Origin of the sequence: Janthinobacterium sp. (assembly GCF_031995485.1) — a bacterium.
In the GTDB taxonomy this organism is placed as follows: Bacteria; Pseudomonadota; Gammaproteobacteria; order Burkholderiales; family Burkholderiaceae_D; genus Janthinobacterium.
In genome coordinates this window covers 25,025-45,937 of sequence record NZ_DAMAGB010000030.1, presented here as the reverse complement: position 1 = coordinate 45,937, position 20,913 = coordinate 25,025, and the positions used below count along the sequence as shown (strand labels likewise).

Here is a 20,913-nt window from a genome sequence, read left to right as displayed (position 1 = left end):
ATAAACGCGAAGACCCACGCCGATATTGACGTGGGTCTAAGGATGCAGAGGGGAGGGGAACCAATTGGTCGTGTCGGATTACGCCCTTCGAGCTCATCCGACCTGCGCTTGCGCCCGAGAATTCGCAGGCCGGGTTAGCGGCGTAGCCGCGTAACCCGGCAACATGGTTGGCCGCAGAATACGGCCCGGGCAAATATCAACAACACCCGCCGCGCTTGCCTGCGCCGCCGTACCGCGCTTCCTGGCGCTCGCGGAAAAACTCCTCGTACGTCATCATCGGCTCGCCGGGATGGGTCACTTCCCGGTGCGCCACGTAGGTATCGTACTCGGGCAGGCCGCACATCAGCCGCATGCTTTGCCCGAGATAGCGGCCTGCCTTGAGGATTTCGTCGATCATCACTGCACCGTCGGCATGGCCTGGTACGGCGATTCTTTCGTGCTCGGACGGCTGTCGGCGCGCGCCTTCATGATGGTGCGGATGCCGAAGAACAGCACGCTGACCACCACGATCACGAAGAAGCCGGCCAGGCCCGCATCGAGGTAATCGTTGAAGATAATCTGCTGCATCTGCGCCACCGACTTGGCCGGCGCCAGCAGGGTGCCTTCGTCGAGCGCCGCCGAGTATTTCTTCGCATGCGCGAGGAAGCCGACGCGCGGGTTGGCGTCGAAAATCTTCTGCCAGCCGGCCGTCAGCGTGCACAGCAGCAGCCAGATGGTCGGCACGATGGTGACCCATGCATACTGGCCGCGCTTCATCTTGAACAGCACGCAGGTGCCGAGGATCAGCGCAATGGCCGCCAGCATCTGGTTGGCAATGCCGAACAGCGGCCACAGGGTATTGATGCCGCCCAGCGGATCGACCACGCCCTGGTACAGGAAGTAGCCCCAGGCCGCCACGCACAGGCCCGTGGCCAGCAGGTTGGCGATCACGTTTTCCGTCTGTTTCAGCGCTGGCACGAAGCTGCCCAGCAAGTCCTGCAGCATGAAGCGGCCGGCGCGCGTGCCCGCATCGACGGCGGTCAGGATGAACAGCGCTTCGAACAGGATCGCGAAGTGGTACCAGAAGGCCATCATGGCCTTGCCGCCGATGGCGCCGGACAAAATCTGCGCCATGCCCACGGCCAGCGTCGGTGCGCCGCCGGCGCGCGAGATGATGCTGTGCTCGCCCACGTCCTTGGCCGTCTGCGTCAGCATTTCCGGCGTGATATAGAAGCCCCATTGCGAGATCGCCTGGGCGGCCGATTCGGCGGTGGTGCCGATCAGCGCGGCCGGACTGTTCATGGCGAAATAGATGCCCGGCTCGATGGTCGAAGCGGCCACCAGCGCCATGATGGCGACAAACGATTCCATCAGCATCGCGCCATAGCCGATAAAGCGGGCATGGCTTTCGTTTTCTATCATCTTCGGCGTGGTGCCCGACGAGATCAGCGCATGGAAGCCGGACACGGCACCGCAAGCGATGGTGATGAACAGGAACGGGAACAGGTTGCCCGACCAGACCGGGCCGGAGCCGTCGATGAACTTGGTCATGGCCGGCATTTTCAGGTACGGCGCGACGACAATGATGCCGATCGCCAGGCCCAGGATGGTGCCGATTTTGAGAAAAGTGGACAGATAGTCGCGCGGCGCCAGCAGCAGCCACACGGGCAGCACGGAGGCGATAAAGCCGTAGCCGATCAGCATCCAGGTCAGTTCGGTGCCGGTAAAGGTGAACATGGCGCCCAGCACCGCGTGTTCCTGCACGTACTGGCCGCCGATAATGGCCAGCATCAGTAAAATGAAACCGATGACCGACACTTCGCCGATGCGGCCGACGCGAATGAAGCGCGAGTACACGCCCATGAACAGCGCGATGGGAATCGTGGCCATCACGGTAAAGCTGCCCCATGGCGAGCCGGTCAGCGCCTTGACGACGATCAGCGCCAGCACGGCCAGGATGATCACCATGATCATGAAGCAGCCGAGCAGCGCGATCATGCCGGGAATCTCGCCCAGCTCAGCCTTGATCAGGTCGCCCAGCGAGCGGCCGTCGCGGCGCATGGAAATGAACAGCACGATAAAGTCCTGCACCGCGCCGGCAAACACCACGCCGGCCAGGATCCACAGCATGCCGGGCAGATAGCCCATCTGCGCCGCCAGCACCGGGCCGACCAAAGGGCCGGCGCCGGCAATCGCCGCAAAGTGGTGGCCGAACAGCACGTATTTATTGGTGGGAACGTGGTCAAGGCCATCGTTGTGCTTGAAAGCCGGCGTCATGCGGCGCGCGTCCAGGCCCAGCACCTTGTCGGCGATAAACAGGCTGTAGAAACGGTAGGCGATCAGGTAGACGCAGACGGCGGCGATCACGATCCAGATTGCGCTGATCGCTTCGCCACGTTGCAGGGCGATCACGCCCAGGGACCCGGCGCCGGCCAGCGCAAGCGCTGCCCAGCCGAGCTGTTTGAAAATGCGGTTCATGTTTCCTCCAGAGATATGACGGGCGCTGCGCCGTGTGCTTGCTACCGGTTTGTTACCCTGTGTTGCCCTGATCGTTGCCAGGTTGATGTAAGCGCAGCTTATGCCGAGTATTCACCAACCGTATAATGATGACAAGCGCAGCAATACGCAGTAACGCTCAGTATTACTACGCAGAGCAAACCCCGCGCCAGCACGTAAAATCACGGGTTCTTCACATTCATTCAGCGCGCCAGGCCATGAAACTACGACAGAAAGTCATCTTCCTGGCCATCACGCCGCTGATCCTGGCCATGTGTGCCATCGCCTTTGCCGTGCGCCACCAGGCGCTGACTCTGGCCGAGCAGCAGCGCGCCACCATCGAGCAGGCATATCTCGCCAGCAAGGAAGCCGAGCTCAAGCACTATGTGACGCTGGCCAGCCATTCGATCGCCAAGCTGGTCCAGTCCGGCCGCACCGATGCCGCCACCCAGGAGGAAGCCAAGCGCATCCTGGCCGCCTTGAGCTATGGCGACGACGGCTATTTCTTTATCTATGACCTGCAGGGCAACTCGCTGATGCATCCGCGCCAGCCGGAACTGGTGGGGCAGAACCTGTGGCAATTGCGCGACGCGGATGGCAATCTGACCATCCAGCGCCTGATGCAGCGGGCCAGGAGCGGCGGCGGCTTCGAGCGCTACAACTGGGTCAAGCCGTCCACCAACAAGGCCGCGCCCAAGCTCGGCTACGTGATCCTGATGCCGGAATGGGGCTGGATGATGGGCACCGGCATCTACATGGACGACGTTGACCAGGCGCTGGCCAAGGTCGGCGCCCAGCAGTTTGCGAATATCCGCTCGACCATGCTGTGGATCGCGGCGATTGCCATTCTCGGCGCGCTGGGCGTGGCCGGCTCGGGGCTGGTACTGAATATCCGCGAACTGCGGGTGGCCGACGCCAAGCTGAAAGTGCTGGCGCAGCGGGTGGTCGAGTCGCAGGAGGAGGAGCGGGCGCGGCTGTCGCGCGACTTGCATGACGGCATCAGCCAGTGGCTGGTGTCGATCAAGCTGCAGATCGAGGCCGGCATCGTCCGCCTGTCCGGCAACGCTGAACAGCAAGCGAAGGCGCCGGCCACTTTCGAGCGGGCCGCCGAGCAGCTGAACAAGGTGCTCGGCGAGGTGCGCCGTATTTCGCACAACCTGCGTCCGGCCATCCTCGACGACCTGGGCCTGGCGGCGGCGCTCGATCACCTGGTGCACGAATATAATGACAGCAGCAGCGCGCAGGCCAGTTTTGCAGCCAGCCCGGCGGGCGCCGGCGAAGGCTTGCCGGACATGGTCAACACGGTGCTGTTCCGCATCGCCCAGGAAGCGCTGACCAACAGCGAGCGCCATGCCAACGCCAGCGAGGTGACAGTCACCCTGCTCGAGGCGCATGGCGTGGTCGAACTGCGCATCCTCGATAATGGCGGCGGTTTTGACGCCGACAGCATCGCCCTGCATCCGCAGCGCGGCATCGGCCTGCGCAACATGACCGAGCGCATGGAAGCCATCGGCGGCAGCCTGCAGATCGAGTCGGCCAACGGCGGCACCACGGTACTGGCGCGCCTGCCTTTCACTCCACACACATGAGCAAACAATGACTGAATTGATACGCATACTGCTGGTAGACGACCACCCGCTGGTGCGCGACGGCCTGCGCGCGCGGCTGGAAGCGGTGCCGCATTTCGACGTGGTGGCCGAGGCGGGCGGCGCGGACGACGCGCTGGCCCAGGCCAACGCGCACCAGGTCGACCTGGTGCTGATGGACATCAATATGCGCGGCACCAATGGCATCGAAGCAACCGCCATGTTCAAGCAGGCGTTTCCGCAGATCGCCGTGCTGATTTTGTCGATGCACGACAAGCTCGAATACGTGTCGCAAGCGATTGCCGCCGGCGCGCGCGGCTATGTGCTCAAGGACGCGCCCGGCAAGGACATCGTGTTCGCCATCGAGACGGTAATGTCGGGCGGCATCTACTACAGCGCTGCGCTGGCCAAACAGCTGTCGCGGCCGCAAGTGCACGATACCTTCCTGACCCTGCGCGAACAGCAGGTACTGCAGCATATTGCCGCCGGCCAGTCGAACAAGCAGATTGCGCGCGAGCTGGACCTGAGCGTGCGCACGGTGGAAACCCACCGCCTGAACATCAAGCGCAAGCTGGGCATCGAGGGCCAGGCCGAACTGATCAAGTATGCGGTCGAGCATGCGCAATTCGAGGGCTCTTAGTTTCTTTGCTGAATGTTTTTTTTGAACATTTATTGCCAATATTAAACTGTTGTGCGCGTGAGATTCAGATAGAATGATTCTTGCTGTCGAACTGTTATTCTTTTCCGAGCCACAGTGGCAGCATTGAGATCCTTTTATTATGTTGCCTTGCCCACACGAGATGATCGATGTCAGCGTCTGAATCAAACCTGTTTCCTTTGGTGGGATTACAAGCAGTTGCCAATGCGCACAATGAGTGGGTGGCGGTCAGCTTTCATCTGCCGCAACAGGCCGGTCCCGGCAACAGCCTCGCCACCGCGCTGGCCGCCGCCGATGTGTTTGCGCACCTGGCGCCGCTCGACTGCATCATTCCCTTGTCGGACCCGCATGCGGTAGACGAGGCCTTGCTGGGCCAACTGCTTCCCCACCGCACCATCTTCCGCTTGCCCGCCGCGACTGTCGCCGACCAGCAGGCACAAAAAATCTGCCAGCAATGGCGCGATGCCGGCTACCGTATCGTGCTCGACGGCCCTGGCGCCGGTCCCGTGACGGCGGCCCAGGTCGATGCGCGCGCGCTCGGCTTTGACGCGGCCGGTGAGCTGCCGGAGCTGCATCAGCTGATCAGCCTGCCAGGTCCGCACCTGGCCTACAACGTTGCCGATGGCGACAGCCTGGCCACCGCCGCCGCCCTGGGCGCCAGCTGGTTCGCCGGCGACTATGCGCTGCGCGGCCTGCGCCACCATGGCGACACGGAAGACGGCGGCTCGCGCCGGCGCCTGCTGGCGCTGCTGGGCCTCTTGGCGCGCGACGCCGACGCGCAGGAACTGGAAGTGCCGCTCAAGCAGGATCCCGCGCTGGCGTATCATCTGTTCAAACTGGTCAACTCGGCCGCATTCGGTTTCATGGCGCCGATTACCAGTTTCAACCAGGCCATCACCTTGCTGGGCCGGCGCCAGTTGCAGCGCTGGCTGCAATTGCTGCTGTATGCGCGCCAGCAGGACGACGGCAAGGTCAATGCGCTGCTGCCGCTGGCGGCCGTGCGCGCGGCGCAGATGGAGTCGCTGTCCCAGTTGCGCGGCGGCGACCGCGCGGTGCAGGACCTGGCCTTCATGACGGGCGTGTTTTCCCTGCTCGATGTATTGCTGGGCATGGACATGCGCGACATTATCGCCAGCCTGAACCTGGACCCGGCCGTCAACAACGCCTTGCTGGAGCGCAGCGGCGAACTGGGCACCATGCTGGCGCTGGCCGAAAGCGGCGCCACGCCAGCGCAAGAAACCCTGGCGGGCGCCGGCGTCGATGGCGAAACCTGGTGGCGCAGCCTGCTGCAGGCTTACCAGTGGGCCATCCAGGTCAGCCGGAACATCTAGATGACCATCTTGCCGGTGTCGAATTCCCTCAGTGACAGCGCCGCCCTGTGCGACGCGGTGATGCGGCTGCGCGGCGCGGCCCTGGTCGCTGAACTGGGCCGCATCGCCGGCAATGTGATGGACAGCCCGCAGTCCCAGTTCCTGCCAGCGGCCGGCAGCGACGCGCCCGCGGCCTTGCCGGCGGCGCACGATGCCGGCTTGCTGCAGGAAATCACCTTTGATGGCCATTGCTTCGGCCACTACCGCGTGGCAGGGCGCAGCAGCTACGGCGCGGAAGACCGCCGGCAGTTGTCCAGCCTGGCGTCGCTGACGGCCGGCGTGCTGCAGGTGCACTCGCTGGCGCAGCGCTCGACGCACGCGTTCGCCCAGGTCGAAGCGCTGCTGGCGCAGCAGACGCAGATCCTCGACCAGCTGCACGAATCGGTGCTGACGATGGACCTCACCGGTTACATCACCAGCTGGAACAAGGGCGCCGAACGGCTGTTCGGCTACTCGTCGGTGGAAGCGGTGGGCCGCAATATCCTGTTCCTGTACGACGACGAAGACACCGGTTTCCACGACGCCTTCCTGGAGCAGGGCGGGCGCCTGATGGAAGTGCGGCGCAGGAAAAAGTCCGGCGAAATCTTCTGGGCCAGCCTGTCGCTGTCGCCCTTGCGCGATCTCGACGAGCGCCCGGTCGGCCTGATCGCCTACCTGACCGACATTACCGAACGCAAACTGGCCGAAGAGCGCCTGCACCACCTGGCCTATTACGACGCCCTGACCAGCCTGCCCAACCGCACCCTGCTGACCAAGCTGGTCGACCAGGCCCTCTCCGTGGCCCAGCGCAGCAAGATGCTCGGCTGCATGCTGTTCATCGACCTGAACCGCTTCAAACTGATCAACGACACCCTGGGCCGCCGCGTCGGCGACGAACTGCTGCGCCAGGTCTCCGTGCGCTTTCGCCACGTGCTGCGCGACCAGGACCTGGTGGCGCGTCTGAGCGGCGACGAGTTCGCCGTCGGCCTGTTCGACATCAGCCAGCATTTCGAGGCCAGCACGGTGGCGCAAAAACTGCTCGCTTCGCTGGTGGAACCGTTCCTGATCGAAGGCCACGACCTGCGCGTGGGCGCCAGCATCGGCATCAGCGTCTACCCGCAAGACGGCCACGACGCCGAAACCCTGCTGCGCCTGGCCGACATCGCCATGTACCGCGCCAAGCAGGACGGCGGCGGCGAAGCCGAAAGCGTGGCCTTCTACAGCCAGGACATGAACCTGGGCATGCAGGCGCGCATGCGCCTGGAAACCGGCCTGCGCCACGCCCTGGCCGAGCATCAATTGCTGCTGCACTACCAGCCGAAATACGCGCTGGGCAGCGGGCGCATGATCGGCGCCGAAGCGCTGGTGCGCTGGCGCCACCCGCTGCAAGGCATGATCCCGCCGGCCGACTTCATCCCGCTGGCCGAATCGACGGGCCTGGTGGTGCAGGTCGGCGAATGGGTGCTGGAAGCGGCCTGTGCCCAGGCGCAGGCGTGGAAACAATCCGGCCTGCCGCCGATCCGCATCGCCGTGAACGTCTCCGCCCGCGAATTCACCTCGGCCCTGCCGGCCAGAGTGGCCGCGATGCTGCAGCGCTACGGCCTGGAAGCGGCCTGGCTGGAACTGGAAATCACCGAAAGCACCCTGATGCACAACATCGAGCGCGTGATCGGCATCATGGACCGCATCACGGCGCTGGGCGTGGCGCTGTCGCTGGACGACTTCGGCACCGGCTACTCCAGCCTGTCGTACCTGAAGCGCTTCCCGATCGATACATTAAAGATCGACCGGTCTTTTACCACCGGCATCCCGTCCGACGCCAGCGACTGCGCGATCGCCACCACCATCATCAGCATCGCCCAGCAGCTGCACCACAAGGTGATCGCGGAAGGCGTGGAAACGGCCGAGCAGATGGCGTTCCTGAACAGTGCCGGCTGCGACGAGGTGCAAGGCTATTTGTTCTCGCGCCCGCTGGCGGCGGACGAGTTCGAGCGCGTGTTGAGGGTGAATTGGGAGTTGTGATTGTTGCTGCTTGCGGGCTGGCGCAGCTGCTCTGGCCAGCAGCAAAGACACAGCCGACAACATTGACGGGCCACGCGCGTGCGCTCCACTTCGGTCTTGCCAGCCAGGCCGGCGCACTGTTTGACATCGCCTTCAGCATTCCGCTCCTCTAATCGGCCCCGCACCCTTGGATGCGTAGGTCGGATTAGACCCAGCGGGTCGTCATCCGACACCACCACTATGTCATCCCCATTGGTAACCCCCCAAGCTTTATGTATAATGCAGGCTCCGGAAGCGTGGCCGAGTGGTTGAAGGCACTAGTCTTGAAAACTAGCGACGGGTTAAACTGTTCGTGAGTTCGAATCTCACCGCTTCCGCCAGGAAATAAAGAAACCGCCTTCGGGCGGTTTTTTATTGCCTGGCGGAAGCGAGCAGGGCGCCTGCGCGCCCTGCGTGTGAGATTCGAAGGGCTGGGCCTACCGGCCCAGCCCGCCCCGAATCCTCCACCTGCTGCCGCTGCGCGGCAGCCCCGCGCGCCGTGGGCGCGCGTTCGTGGTTCTAATCAGGTTTAGGCTGAGCTCGCTTCTGCGGCGCGGCACGCATCAGCCCGTATCCGAATGGCGGATATTAGTCCGTAGCCAAATGGCGGATATCCGACATAGCGCGCCGTTCTGGCCAACACCGACCGCTAACTCGATAGATTGGTCATCGTCACGCCGTTCTGAATCAGCGCCGCCGCGCCGGCCTCGCTTGTTTCAAACTGCAGGCCGGTCAGGGCTGCCGCGCGTTTCCCCCAGCCGGATGGCATATTCGTCACCGCCAGCCCTGACGCCGCTGTGCGTGTGCTTGGCCAGGCTGATGGTGCCGGCCAGCACGTCATCGCTGACTTTGACTGTTCCTTGCACAGCCACGGCCACGCCGCCGCCGGCGCTGGCCTTGGCGTTCACGCCGCCATTCAGGGCGGTGGCCCCAATCACCGTGGCCGATTTCTTGACGATCAGATTGCCCATGATGGTGACGTCGCCTGTGCAGATGGTGCTGGGCGCGTCGGACGTGACTTTATCGGCAATGATGGTGGCGGTGCCGCCGGGGAGTAGGGCCGTTAGGGCATGAGCCGCATGGTCGTATTGCAGCACGGCGCCGTCAGGGTAATGCGTGGTATGGATCGCGTCGCTGGTTTCAGGCGCGTCAAACGCCTTGGAGAAAAGCACCGGCAGAATGACGCCTCGCGCCAGATCGCCGCCCGGTGACAGGACCATGACCTGTTCGCCAACGGTAGGTGCTGACCAGGTACAGGTGCTGCCGGCGCGCTGGGTAATCCAGTTCAGCCATTCAGTGGTGAGTTTCGGCCCAAGCTGGACGCGCGCCTTGGCGCCTTCGACCTGGGCAATGGTGCCCAAGCGGATCAGGTTTTGCAGCAAGCGGGAGAGATTGTATTGGTCGGCATTCATGCAATGCATGTTGCCGAAGTCCGCGTGCGTATGCACGCGGGGAGGGGGCTGATATCCGCCTTAGTGGCTCTTCAGCTAAAATAACTTAACAGTTACTAAGGTGAAAAAAATAGTTCCTATAATTGAAATTACCCAAGTAGTTACTCGAAAAAATGGTTGTCTACTATCCTTGGTTAAATTTCTAATGCCATAGTAAATATTTGAAATTGTTACAATAGCGAGGGATAAGCAAAGAATGGGTAAGAGAAAAGAAGGGTTTTTCTTTAAGATTACGGGCGCAGCAATTACGGCGGATAAGAAGATGAATAGGATGCACGCCCAAGCAATTTCTTGGGGGCTTTCCGAATACTGATGAGCGGGATTTTTTGTGAGATACTGCTGTTTTTTATCTTCTATTGATTTAAATGCTGTGCGTAATCCATATGCGCCTGCCCATAGCCCTAGAATAATTGAAAAATATCCAAGGATGTCATAAACGTCGTTTCTAAGATAAATTGAAAGAAATATAGGTATTGATATTATTAGGCAAATTGTTCCGATAATTTTGTCAGCTTTGTTTAATTCCATGATATTACCAATTAATTATAAAATTATTTTTGAGTGCAGATACTTGTCTTTTTGTCAGTCAACTTTTGCTAATTTTCATGAAATTTCATAAATTATAATTTTAGTTATGAAATTGACAAATATGCTCTAGTAGAAACCCACGTATCAGAGCACATTCCGATAGAGCCAGTCGCAGAAAAGGCCATTGTAGATACATTATAAAGTAACCCACTTTTTTTAATGTGTTCTTTTTTGTCAAATTGATGAACTCGTGCTATATGTGCGATTCGCCCCACAAAGCTAATCTCTAAATCATTGCTGGTCACTGAGGCTTTCAGAAACCTTATGGTGCGAATATTAGCGAACATCGCCTCATTTTATCGCTTCATCTTTCCATTCTTCCCTTCGCCCCGTATGACTTGGCCAGGGGCGGGGGCACAGTATGAGCGACCACATCGATAAGACCGACAAGATCATTTACGCTGAAGTGGCGCGCGGCCTGGCCGCCGTGCGGCGCCGCCCGGGCCTTGTGGCGCACGGCTGCTGTCACTACTGCGACGAGCCGCTGGCGCCGGCCCTGCTGTTCTGCGGCGTGGACTGCCAAGACGATCACGACAAAGAGCTGGCGGCGAAGACACGCGCCGGCCGCCCAGGGTGACCGCCATGCCGCGTTAGCCAGCAGGGCCGTGCCTGCATAACCCAGCCGCGCCACGCTGCCCCAGCCACCACACCGCCCATGAGGCGGCTTTTTCACGTCCCGCGAACCTGAATTGCATCAAAAGCAAGAAAAATCCCCATTTCGGCCCGGCGCGCGCAGTTGTCCCCCCCCTCCACACCTGCCCGCTATATAGGGGTCTTTTGACTCAAATTTGCGCCATGGCCGAAGGCGCATGAGGACTGGCGCGGCGGGGCGAAAAGGGCGCATGCGATTTGACGCGTTTTGAGCGGTTTTTCGCGCAGGTGGGGGACGGTATGGAGAAGGCGAGTTTCGTGCTCTGACCGGGCTGCATTGGAGCTACACGTTTTTTTTCAATCTATGTTGGGGCTTTGAATCTAATTTTTATTATAAATATAGCGACCAATAATGGTCGCTATATTTATATGTTAAGAAAATTTATGCCAGGGCTTCAATCTCGATGCTGGTGTTATATATGCCTGGGTGACTTTGATCAATTATGTCACTTAGAGATGAGCGCAATTTATCATATTTTAGTGAGACTTCGAAGTCATCTGATGTTATGTGCTTGAATAAATTATATGGTTTGTCTTTGCTTGGCGCCTCACCCAAGTAATAGCCTTCAAAATCAGGTTTGTGGACGACGGTAACTACTCTTCCGTCCGTAAGATTGGCTGCATCCCGAATGCTATGATTTATTCCCCACATTGCGTTTTTATTTCCATTAACGTTTAGCTTGGAATCTAAGTCATGTATTGCAATCGCTGAAGATTGAAATTGGTCAAATATTTTTATGAACGTGGGGATATTTGCTTTTCCTCGACAGTTTATTACGCAGTAGCTACCATCTAAATTTTCGCGAGTAATTAAAAATTGATAAGCTAAATATTCAGTATCGCCTTCAACTAGCAAGGATTTTTCGTAAAAGAAAAATTCGTTTACTGTTGGGCAGCATTTGTTTAGCATTTTTAATTGATCTTTTTCAATTTCTGTAAACGCTGCTTTGTCTGTTTGGAAATAGCAAACACCTGTGCCAAAATTGGTTAGCTTTATTAGCGTTGTGTGATCTTGAGTGAGGTCAATAAAAATTGGAGAGTGTGTAGTACACATTACTTGCCATCCTGCAACTTCTGCCAGAGCATAAATCGCTTTCCGTGCTGAACGGATGATGGAAGGATGTAGATTTATTTCCGGCTCGTCAAGCAGCAAGATTTTTTGTTCTTCATGCGTTACTTTTGTTGCGCCTTTTTTTAACATTCCTTCACTACATAGCGCACTTAAAGCCGACCATAAGAACGCTCGTTTTGTTCCAGCACCTTGATGTTCCAGAGGGGCTGATTTGCCATTCGCCGTCAAGATGAAACGGCTACCTTCTTTAATCGCATCTTCGGCTTTAAATTTTCCTACACCTGTGTCAAATTTTACTGTTATTCCTGGAAACAGTTTCTGCACTTCTTCTTGTATTTTTTGATTAATTTTCGATACACCGCCTGCTATTTCTACTTCAACTTCTTGAGCTAGTTTAGATATCTCATCGATGATTTTTTTTAATTTGCTCTTATCACTTTTTAATTTTGATAAAGCACTTTTTGCGGCTAATTCTTTAACGACTTTTTCAAAAGACTCATAGCCATCATTCGGATTTACTCTAATTGGTGTTGGAATTCTACTTTTAAGCATAGAGTTAAACCCTCCTGCCCCACCTTTTTTCCAGTCATTTGTAATGCTGCTGAAGCTGAATTTTTCTCCATCTTCATCAACCTTACTCCATAAGAATTTAAATTTAGCGCAACGTCCAAAATCTTCATCTCCTTCAATAACCCACTCCTTTCCAACTATGTCAATATCTTCAGGGGTAATATCCGAAAAAACGCCAGTAATGGATATTGGAATATTTTCATCCCTATTATGGAAGAAATCTATAGAAAGCGCTGTTCCCATCGATGCGTACTTCTCGTATGCATCCAATATTGTGGATTTGCAGCTGTTATTTGGGCCAATTAGCACAACAATATTATCAATCAGTATTTTTACTTCTCCGCCTATGCCTTTGAAGTTTGAAATTAGCATTGCTGTCAGTTTCATATCGATTCCCTATGTAATTTAAAGTTCTCATTTCAATGTAACATAGTGGAAATCTCGAATTCTATCCAATTGTAATTTTACATTTATTCAATATTAATGCTTATTTGGTCGGCTTAATTTTTTAGCATGGTTGGCGGAATACTTAAAGATCTAGATCAAGTGCCAATGTTTAATTTAATATAATATTTTTTCGACATTGTTCATGAGTAGGTATATTGGTAGATACTATTTTCATATCGTGGTCGAAGTCCGCATAAAGAATAGATGTTTGCATTACACCGCTTCCGCCAGGAAATAAAGAAACCGCCATCGGGCGGTTTCTTTATTTCCTGGCGGAAGCGAGCAGGGCGCCTGCGCACCCTGCGTGTGAGATTCGAAGGCCGTGCGCCTGCAGGCGCATTCCGCCCCGAATCCTCACTCTGCTGTCGCTGCGCGGCAGCCCCGGGCGCCGTGCGCGCGCGTTCGTGGTTCCAATCAGCCTGTCGACTGAGCCAGCTTCCACGCCAACCAACGTATCAGTTCATGTCCGAATGTCAAACCTGACCGCGCGACTGCACCAATTTGAAAAACCATGCGCGTGATTTTTTTCCGTCATCGCTGCGTCCCTTGTGCGAAAATAACCCTCCCCCTGGATGGTGTGCATGATGACCAAACTCACCGCAGTCATAACCGTAATGATGCCAATGCTGGCAGCTTGCAAGCCCGCAGCTACTGCACCTGCGCATGACATTCCTTCTGCAATGAAGCAGGCTGCGGCCACCCTGCTGCAGTCAAAACTTCTGCACGCGGCCTCGATTGCTGTCGTTTATCGCGGCAAGGAATTCATTCTGCATCAAGGCGAGCTGGAGACTGGCAAAGCCAATCCGCCGAACGATACGACACTGTACGAAATCGGCTCGGTCAGCAAAACTTTTGCTGGCCTGCTATTGGCGAACGCTGTGCTTGATGGGAATGCGGCGCTCGATGATCCTGTACAAAAGTATCTGGTGGGGGACTATCCGAACCTGGAGTGGCAGGGGCAGCCAGTTCGCTTGCGCCACCTGGTCACGCACACCAGCACGATGCCGGGCATGCTGCCGTCGCAGGTCAATGCCATATTGAAGGATTTCACTGCACACGCCACGCCGGCAAAGCTCAATTCGGCCTACGCCAATTACGGACAACAGCAATTCTGGCAGGACTTGCACACAGTCCGCATCAATGGCCCGCTTGGAAAGGACTATGCCTATTCAAGCGCCGGCACCGAACTCATTGCGCATACTCTGGAAAAAATCTATGGCATGCGCTATGAAGACCTGCTCACGCAATTCATCGCGCGTAAAGCCGGCATGCACGATACCAGGCTGAGACTTGCCGCCAAGGATGCCGGCCGGCTGGCGCCCGGCTACCATAGCGACAATCCCGTCGTGACGACACCGATGCCGCAACTGCCTTGGGGGGCAGCCGGCAACCTGAAGTCGACCATGCCGGACATGGCGAAGTACCTGCGCCTGCAGTTGGGCGCCGATCCGGCGGTCGTCGAATCGCACAAGCCGCTGCTACGTTTTCAGGACGACTTCAGCATTGGCTATTTCTGGAACATTGGTAACAATCGCCAGCTGGGCACGCATTATGTACACCACGGCGGCGTGCCACGCGCGCAAAGCTATGCCTACGTGGTTCCCAAATATCAGCTTGGAGTCTTCATCATCACCAACCAGAGCGGCGATGCTACGGCCGGCGCGATGGAAAGCGCACTGGCGCCTGTTTTCGACACAGTGGAAAGCATGGAGCGCGCGAAGTAGGCCAGCCCTCAGCCCAAAATCTCCCGCCTTACAATCTCCGCCCCCGCACTCAGCGCATTGAGTTTTCCGCGTGCCACCTCCCGCGGCAACGGCGCCATGCCGCAGTTGGTGGATGGATAGAGCTTGTCCGCATCGACAAACTGCAGCGCCTTGCGCAGGGTGTTGGCCACTTCCTGCGGCGTTTCAATCGCATGGCTGGCCACGTCAATCGCGCCGACCATCACTTTTTTGCCGCGTATCAGTTCAATCAGGTCCATCGGCACCAGCGAGTTGTGGCATTCCAGCGAGATGATGTCGATACTGGATTTCTGCAGCTTGGGGAACGATTCTTCATATTGGCGCCACTCGGAGCCCAGCGTCTTTTTCCAGTCGGTATTGGCCTTGATGCCGTAGCCATAGCAGATATGGATGGCGGTTTCGCATTTGAGGCCTTCAATCGCCCGTTCCAGGGTGGCGATGCCCCAGTCGTTGACTTCATCGAAGAACACGTTGAATGCGGGTTCGTCGAACTGGATGATGTCGACGCCGGCCGCTTCCAGTTCGCGCGCTTCCTGGTTGAGGATTTTTGCGAATTCCCAGGCCAGTTTTTCGCGGCTTTTGTAGTGGCTGTCATACAGCGTATCGATCATTGTCATCGGGCCTGGCAGGGCCCATTTGATCGGTTGTCTGGTTTGCTGGCGCAGAAATCTGGCGTCATCGACAAACACCGGCTTCTGGCGGCTGACGGCGCCCACGACGGTCGGCACGCTCGCATCGTAGCGGTCGCGAATCCTGACGGTTTCACGTTTTTCAAAATCCACGCCGTTCAGATGCTCGATGAAGGTGGTGACGAAATGCTGGCGAGTCTGCTCGCCATCGCTGACGATATCGATGCCTGCATGCTGCTGTTCCTGCAGTGACAGACGCAATGCATCCTGCTTGCCTTCGGCCAGTTCCTCGTCCTGCAGTTTCCACGGCGACCAGAGTTTTTCGGGCTGGGCCAGCCAGGAAGGTTTCGGCAGGCTGCCGGCGGTGGAGGTCGGTAATAATTTTTTCATGATGGTGTGATTTCGTGTATCGGTTGATCAGAGCGCGTAACTGGCAGTCCATTGTTCAAGAACATGCTTGTATGGCTTGATGAAGTGCTCTTCCGTATATTTCCCCTGCTTGACCGCCAGCTGGCTGCGCTCTTCCCGGTCATAGACTATCTGCGTCAATGAATAATCCTGGTTCTTCAGGCTGGGTTGATACGATTTGCCCGCCGCGCAATTGGCGTTGTAGATCTCGGGCCGGTAAATCTTCTGGAACGTTTCCATTGTGCTGATGGTGGCGATCAGTTCAAGATTGGTGTAGTCGCCCAGCAGGTCGCCGATGAAATAAAACGCCAGCGGTGCGGCGCTATCGGGCGGCATGAAATAGCGCACCTGCATGCCCATCTTTTCGAAATACTGATCGGTCGAGGAAAACTCGTTTTGCTGGTATTCGACGCCCAGCACGGGATGCTGGTTGCCGGTCCGGTGATAGACCTTGCTGCTCGATGCGCTGATGCAGATGACGGGCGGCTTCTTGAAGCGCTCCTTGTAGGCATTTGATTGAACGAAGTGCCGGAACAGCTTGCCATGAAAGTCGCCGAAATCCTCGGGCGCGCTGAAGGTGGAGCGATTGTTGTTATGCTCAGGCAGCAGCACGCTGAAGTCGTAATCACGCACGTAAGAGGAGAAATTATTGCCTGCGATGCCATCAATGCGTTCGCCGGTTTTTTTGTCGACGACGGTCGGTTTCAATATCTCGATCAATGGGATATTGCTGCCCTGGACATCGATATTCAGCTCCACCGAGATGATTTCAAGTTCTACCGTATAGCGGTCGCCATTCGGGTTGTCCCAATGCGCCAGGTTGTTGAAGCGGTTGTCGATCATCCGCAGGGTATTGCGCAGGTTTTCCTGGCGGCTGTTTCCGCGGGCCAGATTGGCAAAGTTGGTGGTCAGGCGCGTATTGTCGGCGGGGTGATAGTTTTCATCGAAAACAATGCTCTTGATGCTGAATATAAAATCGTTGCTCATGATGATCTGGTGTCCTGATTTTTGCGAAAAATGAATGTGGCGATGGCTGGGCGGCGTGATGGATGTCAGGCCGCGACCGCCAGGTCGGCGATGGCAGAGCGAGCCTGGCGCGTCAGGCCGATCAACGGCAGGGCCCGCTGTACCGCCAGCGCGGCGCGCTCGGTCAGGGCTTCGCTCTGCAGACGGTAGTCAAGGAAATCCCTGTCGGTCGCGTAGACGCCCAGCGGCAAGGTACGGGCCTGGAAAAAGCTGAACAGCGGGCGCAACTGGTGGTCGATCATCAGCGCATGGCGCTCGCTGCCGCCGGTGGCCGCCAGCAAGATGGGCTTGTCGATCAGGGCGTCCTGGTCGATGAAGTCGAAGAAGTGCTTGAACAGTCCCGTGTACGCGCCGCGGTAGACCGGTGTTGCCACCACCACGATGTCAGCCTGTTCCACCGCTGCCAGCTCGCGCTCCACCGCATCGGGCAACTGCGAGCGCCACACCGCGCCGGCCAGCTGCGGCGCGAGCTGGCACAGTTCGACCAGGCGCTGTTCGCACAGGAATTCGCCGGCGACCAGGTCCATCAGGTGCTCGGCCAGGGCGGCTGCCTTCGAAGGGCGTTGCAGCCCGCCGGAGACTGCGACTAAACGGAGTGGACGTGTCATGTTTGCTTTCATGTGTATGGATGCGGGCCATGGCCGCTGCGAAATGCCGACAACAAGGTGAACGGATGATAGCGATGGGGATTGTTGAAGTAAAACGGTTTAATTTCATGGCTACATGAATTTCGTTCATGCTGCGCTGGGGCTGAGGGGCGCATCAAGCAGCTACGCCAGGCAGTGCGCGAGGCAAACACGGCAGTCGCCATTGCGCTAGGCCGCCAGTAAAGAGCTCCATGCCGCCTGACGCCAGTTTTTTAAGCGCCAATAATGCAATTCCATGATAATCAGGCTACTGCAAATCCTGGAGCAACGAGGTCCGATCCGGCCAGTCTGTTGGATGAGCACGCCCTGGCCTTTTTCGAGGCGACGGCCACCAGCCGGGGAATCATCGAGGCGCATGAACAAAATACGTTTGGCGACCAGGTCAGGTGGGGCACGCCTGGCGGGGGCGAATACGATCTGGCGCACATCTATTTGCATGCGGGTGATCAGCAGAAATCGCTGGCGCAATTCGATGCCGCCCGGGACTGCCAGAACATGAAGGCCTTGATCGGGTCAGGAAGACGGGCATCGATGACTATGTCGCACGCCGAATCGCGGAAAGTAAACAGAAGCTGAAGCTGAGCGATTGGTAGCGGTATGGCATCTTGTTTCTGGTACGTCGACAACACGTTGTCCTGATCCGCAATACGGCCACGAATCGCCGGTTCGTTTACTTGTCGACTGGCTTTTCGCTCAGATACAAATCCTTTTCCAGCACCCACCCTTTGGTGCGCTTGCCTTCCGGGCTCACATATTCCGCCTGCACCCACCCCGAACGGGTGTCGAATACCCGCAGCGCATTGCCTTGCACCACATACGCCTTGCGGGCATGCGTGCCGGACGGATCGTCGTGAAAATAGGCCTTCTTGGCAGAGACCACGCGGATGGCCTGCCAGCTGCCTTTCTCGTTGAGCGCAAACGTCGCTGGTTCGGGAGCAAAGTGCTGCACGTTCCAGCAGCCTGGCGGGTCTTCTTTCAGGCCTGCACGGATGGTGGGCTTGGCGTTTTCGCTGAGCAACTGCATGGTGCCGGAAATAACGTTTTTAGCGTCGCGGTCTTCCGGAAACCAGGTGTCCACGCGCGTTGCCGGGTCTGCCACTTTGCCGCGCATGAAAAAGATGCAGCTGAATTGTCCGCCGCCAGTCGAACTTTCAAAATAGCCGGTCAACGTGCCTTGCCGGTCCACGCCGATCAGCAGGCCGTCGTAGTCGCCGGAGGTGATGGGGGAGGCAATCGCCGGGGTGGCCGCCAGCGTGGCAATCAAGGCAATCAGGAGTTTTCGCAATTTCGATGATCCTTCCGAGGTGGTGTGGATGATGTGCCCGCCGTCTTCGGCAGGGCAGGGCGACTATAACTGTTTTGACAAGTTTGCGGCGCGGGCTAGCGTGCCGGCGTGATGGAGACTTGCCTTTTATAATCAGCGTTTTATTCGATGTGAAAGCCTGTCCATGCCGATACCGACCCTGAAAAGCCGCTACCTTGCCACCCTGCTGGGCCTTGCCACCGGCGACGCCGTCGGCACCACCGTCGAATTCTCTCCCCGCGGCAGTTTCGCACCGGTCACCAGCATGACCGGCGGCGGCCCGTTCAATCTGCAACCCGGCCAATGGACCGATGACACCTCGATGGCGCTGTGCCTGGCCGAAAGCCTGCTGACCAAGGGCGAATTCAACCCCGCAGACCAGATGGCGCGCTATCTGAACTGGTGGCAGTGGGGCTACCTGAGCTCGACCGGCAGCTGCTTCGATATCGGCATGACGGTGCGCACCGCCTTGCAAAATTTTGCCGACACGGGCAATCCGTACAGCGGCGACACATCGCCGCGCACGGCCGGCAACGGCTCGCTGATGCGCCTGGCGCCGGTGGTGCTGTTTGCGTATCCCGATGTGGACGCAGCGATCCAGCTCGCTGCCGACAGCTCGCGCACCACACATGGCGCGCCGGAGGCGGTGGAAAGTTGCCAGCTGTTCGCGGCCCTGCTGTGCAGCGCGCTGGCGGGGACAAAGAAGGAAGCGCTGCTGGCCAGCGTCAGCTGGCAGCCATCAGAGCCGAAACTCAAGGAACTGGCCAGCGGCAGCTTTATCGCCAAGCCCGAGCAGCAGATCCGCGGTACCGGTTATTGCGTGGACTCGCTGGAAGCGTCGCTATGGTGCTTCTTCCATACCGACAGCTTTGAGGCAGCCGTGCTGCGCGCCGCCAACCTGGGCGATGACGCCGATACCACGGCGGCCATCACCGGCCAGATTGCCGGCGCGTATTACGGCGTGGAAGCGATTCCGCCGGCCTGGCTGGCGCCGCTGGCGATGCGCACGGATATGGAAGAGATGGCGGTCAAGCTGCTGGAACTGTCAGGCCAACGCTAGTTGGCTTTGCGCAGCGTAATGCGCGTCAGCTCCGATGGCCGTCCCAGCCGCAGCGCCAGCCCCGGCCACAAGGCCGTGCCATTGTTGACATAGAGCTGCATGCCGTCGACGCCATACAGGCCCGATACGAAGCCGCCGTTGGCCAGCGCAAACAAGCGGTCCAGGCCGGCGATCAGGCCGCCGTGGGTGTGGCCCGACAGTTGCAGGCTGGCGCCCAGCGCGGCGGCGTGGCGCGCGTTTCTCGGCTGATGGTCGAGCAGCACGACGGCCGTGCCGGCCGGTGCGCCCTTGAGCGCCTGCGCCAGGTCGGGCGCGGGCAAGCCGGAGTTCGGCGCCGTCACGTCGGTCACGCCGGCCAGCACCAGTTTCGCTCCGTTGCGTTCGAGAACGGCATGGCTGTTGTCGAGCGCAATCATGCCCAGGCCGGCAAAATACTGCATCCAGACATCGTGGCCGAAAAAGTATTCGTGGTTGCCGGGAATGACGTACACGCCGTCCCTGGCACGCAGGCCGCGCAGCGGCGCCACGTCAGGCGCGCGGTCGTCGATGGCGCCGTCGATCATGTCGCCGGTGACGACGATCAGGTCGGCGCCAAGCGCGTTGGTGTCCGCGACCACCGCGCGCGTCCAGGGGGCGTCGAACAGGCGGCTGATATGCATGTCGGTCAGCTGCACGATCTGGTAGCCGTCGAACTGCGGCGGCAATTTCGCAATGTGGATCTCGACATCCTTGAGCGGCGGCACGCGGATGGCCTGCTGCACGCCGATGGCGGCCAGCGCCATGGCCGCCACGGCCAGGACGTAGCGCAGGGCGGGTGGAATCGCCAGGCGGCGCCAGCGCACCAGGCTGGCAAGCAGCGTGAGCAAGTCGAGCGCCAGCTGCAGCAGGGCCAGCAGCAAAATCGCACTGAAGGCCCAGTTAAAGGCGATCACGATCTCCCTCGGGAACTCTGGCGAGAACACGCTGCCCGACGACAGGCGGCTGTACAGATGGTATTGCGAGGCGAGCAGCAGGATGGCCGCAGCAGCCAGCCTGGAGCGGAGTAACCACGGCAGCGGCCAGACACAGCGGGCGATAACGAACAGGCAGGGCAGGGCGAACATCAGGTGAAATCTGAGCATGGAGGGGCATCGTCGTATGGTCGAAGGGTCATTTAACCACGAACGCCGCGAAAAAGTGACTGCCTGGCCGTGGCGGCGGCCTGGTTTTCC

18 protein-coding genes and 1 tRNA gene are annotated in these 20,913 nt (G+C 58.4%); 9 read left to right on the top strand and 10 right to left on the bottom strand.

Annotation, left to right across the window (positions count from 1 at the left end; translation table 11 throughout):
- Positions 1-196: 196 nt before the first annotated feature.
- The gene (locus RTQ46_RS16720; RefSeq protein ID WP_094445960.1) at positions 197-397 is read right to left on the bottom strand and encodes a YbdD/YjiX family protein; all 201 of its coding nucleotides are present in this window, start codon (positions 395-397) and stop codon (positions 197-199) included.
- Entirely contained in the window at positions 397-2,457 is a 2,061-nt protein-coding gene (locus RTQ46_RS16715; protein WP_312438273.1) for a carbon starvation CstA family protein, read from the bottom strand. The genes RTQ46_RS16720 and RTQ46_RS16715 overlap by 1 nt, the downstream gene beginning before the upstream one ends.
- 236 nt (positions 2,458-2,693) lie before the next feature.
- Here RTQ46_RS16715 and RTQ46_RS16710 point away from each other — a divergent pair, with 236 nt between their 5' ends.
- The 5 genes from RTQ46_RS16710 (at position 2,694) to RTQ46_RS16690 (ending at position 8,449) form a co-directional block, all read left to right on the top strand.
- Complete coding sequence (locus RTQ46_RS16710; protein ID WP_312438271.1) at positions 2,694-4,064, top strand: cache domain-containing protein; 1,371 nt, start codon at positions 2,694-2,696, stop codon at positions 4,062-4,064.
- Between the two features lie 7 nt (positions 4,065-4,071).
- A complete protein-coding gene (locus RTQ46_RS16705) occupies positions 4,072-4,701 on the top strand; it encodes a response regulator transcription factor (RefSeq protein ID WP_312438269.1) in 630 nt (209 codons plus the stop codon).
- Positions 4,702-4,868: 167 nt separating this feature from the next.
- Entirely contained in the window at positions 4,869-6,050 is a 1,182-nt protein-coding gene (locus RTQ46_RS16700; RefSeq protein ID WP_312438268.1) for an EAL and HDOD domain-containing protein, read from the top strand.
- The gene (locus RTQ46_RS16695; RefSeq protein ID WP_312438266.1) at positions 6,051-8,090 is read left to right on the top strand and encodes an EAL domain-containing protein; all 2,040 of its coding nucleotides are present in this window, start codon (positions 6,051-6,053) and stop codon (positions 8,088-8,090) included.
- A gap of 269 nt (positions 8,091-8,359) precedes the next feature.
- Positions 8,360-8,449: transfer RNA gene (locus RTQ46_RS16690), tRNA-Ser, on the top strand.
- Between the two features lie 375 nt (positions 8,450-8,824).
- Here RTQ46_RS16690 and RTQ46_RS16685 read toward each other — a convergent pair.
- Positions 8,825-9,520 (bottom strand): phage baseplate assembly protein V, encoded by a 696-nt coding sequence (locus tag RTQ46_RS16685; protein ID WP_312438264.1) that lies wholly within the window; start codon positions 9,518-9,520, stop codon positions 8,825-8,827.
- A gap of 75 nt (positions 9,521-9,595) precedes the next feature.
- Positions 9,596-10,087: a hypothetical protein gene (locus RTQ46_RS16680; RefSeq protein WP_312438262.1), complete on the bottom strand. Its 492-nt coding sequence runs from the start codon at positions 10,085-10,087 to the stop codon at positions 9,596-9,598.
- Between the two features lie 421 nt (positions 10,088-10,508).
- Here RTQ46_RS16680 and RTQ46_RS16675 point away from each other — a divergent pair, with 421 nt between their 5' ends.
- Positions 10,509-10,724 carry a hypothetical protein gene (locus tag RTQ46_RS16675; RefSeq protein ID WP_312438260.1) on the top strand — a complete coding sequence of 72 codons (216 nt, stop codon included), beginning with the start codon at positions 10,509-10,511 and terminating at the stop codon, positions 10,722-10,724.
- A gap of 456 nt (positions 10,725-11,180) precedes the next feature.
- Here RTQ46_RS16675 and RTQ46_RS16670 read toward each other — a convergent pair whose 3' ends face one another.
- Entirely contained in the window at positions 11,181-12,827 is a 1,647-nt protein-coding gene (locus tag RTQ46_RS16670) for an AAA family ATPase (protein WP_312438259.1), read from the bottom strand.
- 641 nt (positions 12,828-13,468) lie between these two features.
- Between RTQ46_RS16670 and RTQ46_RS16665 the strand changes: the two genes are divergently transcribed.
- A complete protein-coding gene (locus tag RTQ46_RS16665; protein WP_312438257.1) occupies positions 13,469-14,611 on the top strand; it encodes a serine hydrolase domain-containing protein in 1,143 nt (380 codons plus the stop codon).
- Between the two features lie 8 nt (positions 14,612-14,619).
- Here RTQ46_RS16665 and RTQ46_RS16660 read toward each other — a convergent pair whose 3' ends face one another.
- The 3 genes from RTQ46_RS16660 to msuE all read right to left on the bottom strand — a co-directional run bounded on the left by RTQ46_RS16660 (position 14,620) and on the right by msuE (position 17,300).
- Positions 14,620-15,648, bottom strand: a complete 1,029-nt coding sequence (locus RTQ46_RS16660) for a methionine synthase (RefSeq protein ID WP_312438255.1) — start codon at positions 15,646-15,648, stop codon at positions 14,620-14,622.
- 27 nt (positions 15,649-15,675) lie between these two features.
- Positions 15,676-16,653, bottom strand: coding sequence for a DUF1852 domain-containing protein (locus tag RTQ46_RS16655; protein WP_312438254.1), 978 nt, complete (start codon positions 16,651-16,653; stop codon positions 15,676-15,678).
- A gap of 65 nt (positions 16,654-16,718) precedes the next feature.
- Complete coding sequence (gene msuE, locus RTQ46_RS16650; protein ID WP_312438252.1) at positions 16,719-17,300, bottom strand: FMN reductase; 582 nt, start codon at positions 17,298-17,300, stop codon at positions 16,719-16,721.
- A 264-nt stretch (positions 17,301-17,564) separates the two neighbouring features.
- Here msuE and RTQ46_RS16645 point away from each other — a divergent pair, with 264 nt between their 5' ends.
- Positions 17,565-17,915: a hypothetical protein gene (locus tag RTQ46_RS16645; RefSeq protein ID WP_312438251.1), complete on the top strand. Its 351-nt coding sequence runs from the start codon at positions 17,565-17,567 to the stop codon at positions 17,913-17,915.
- Positions 17,916-18,009: 94 nt separating this feature from the next.
- On the opposite strand, the gene RTQ46_RS16640 is transcribed toward RTQ46_RS16645, so the two are convergent.
- Positions 18,010-18,624, bottom strand: a complete 615-nt coding sequence (locus tag RTQ46_RS16640) for a hypothetical protein (protein ID WP_312438249.1) — start codon at positions 18,622-18,624, stop codon at positions 18,010-18,012.
- A 163-nt stretch (positions 18,625-18,787) separates the two neighbouring features.
- Here RTQ46_RS16640 and RTQ46_RS16635 point away from each other — a divergent pair, with 163 nt between their 5' ends.
- On the top strand, positions 18,788-19,702 hold the full coding sequence (locus RTQ46_RS16635; RefSeq protein WP_312438247.1) for an ADP-ribosylglycohydrolase family protein: 915 nt from the start codon (positions 18,788-18,790) through the stop codon (positions 19,700-19,702).
- Here the strand turns inward: RTQ46_RS16635 and RTQ46_RS16630 are convergent.
- Positions 19,699-20,823 (bottom strand): metallophosphoesterase, encoded by a 1,125-nt coding sequence (locus tag RTQ46_RS16630; protein WP_312438246.1) that lies wholly within the window; start codon positions 20,821-20,823, stop codon positions 19,699-19,701. The genes RTQ46_RS16635 and RTQ46_RS16630 overlap by 4 nt on opposite strands.
- Positions 20,824-20,913 lie beyond the last annotated feature (90 nt).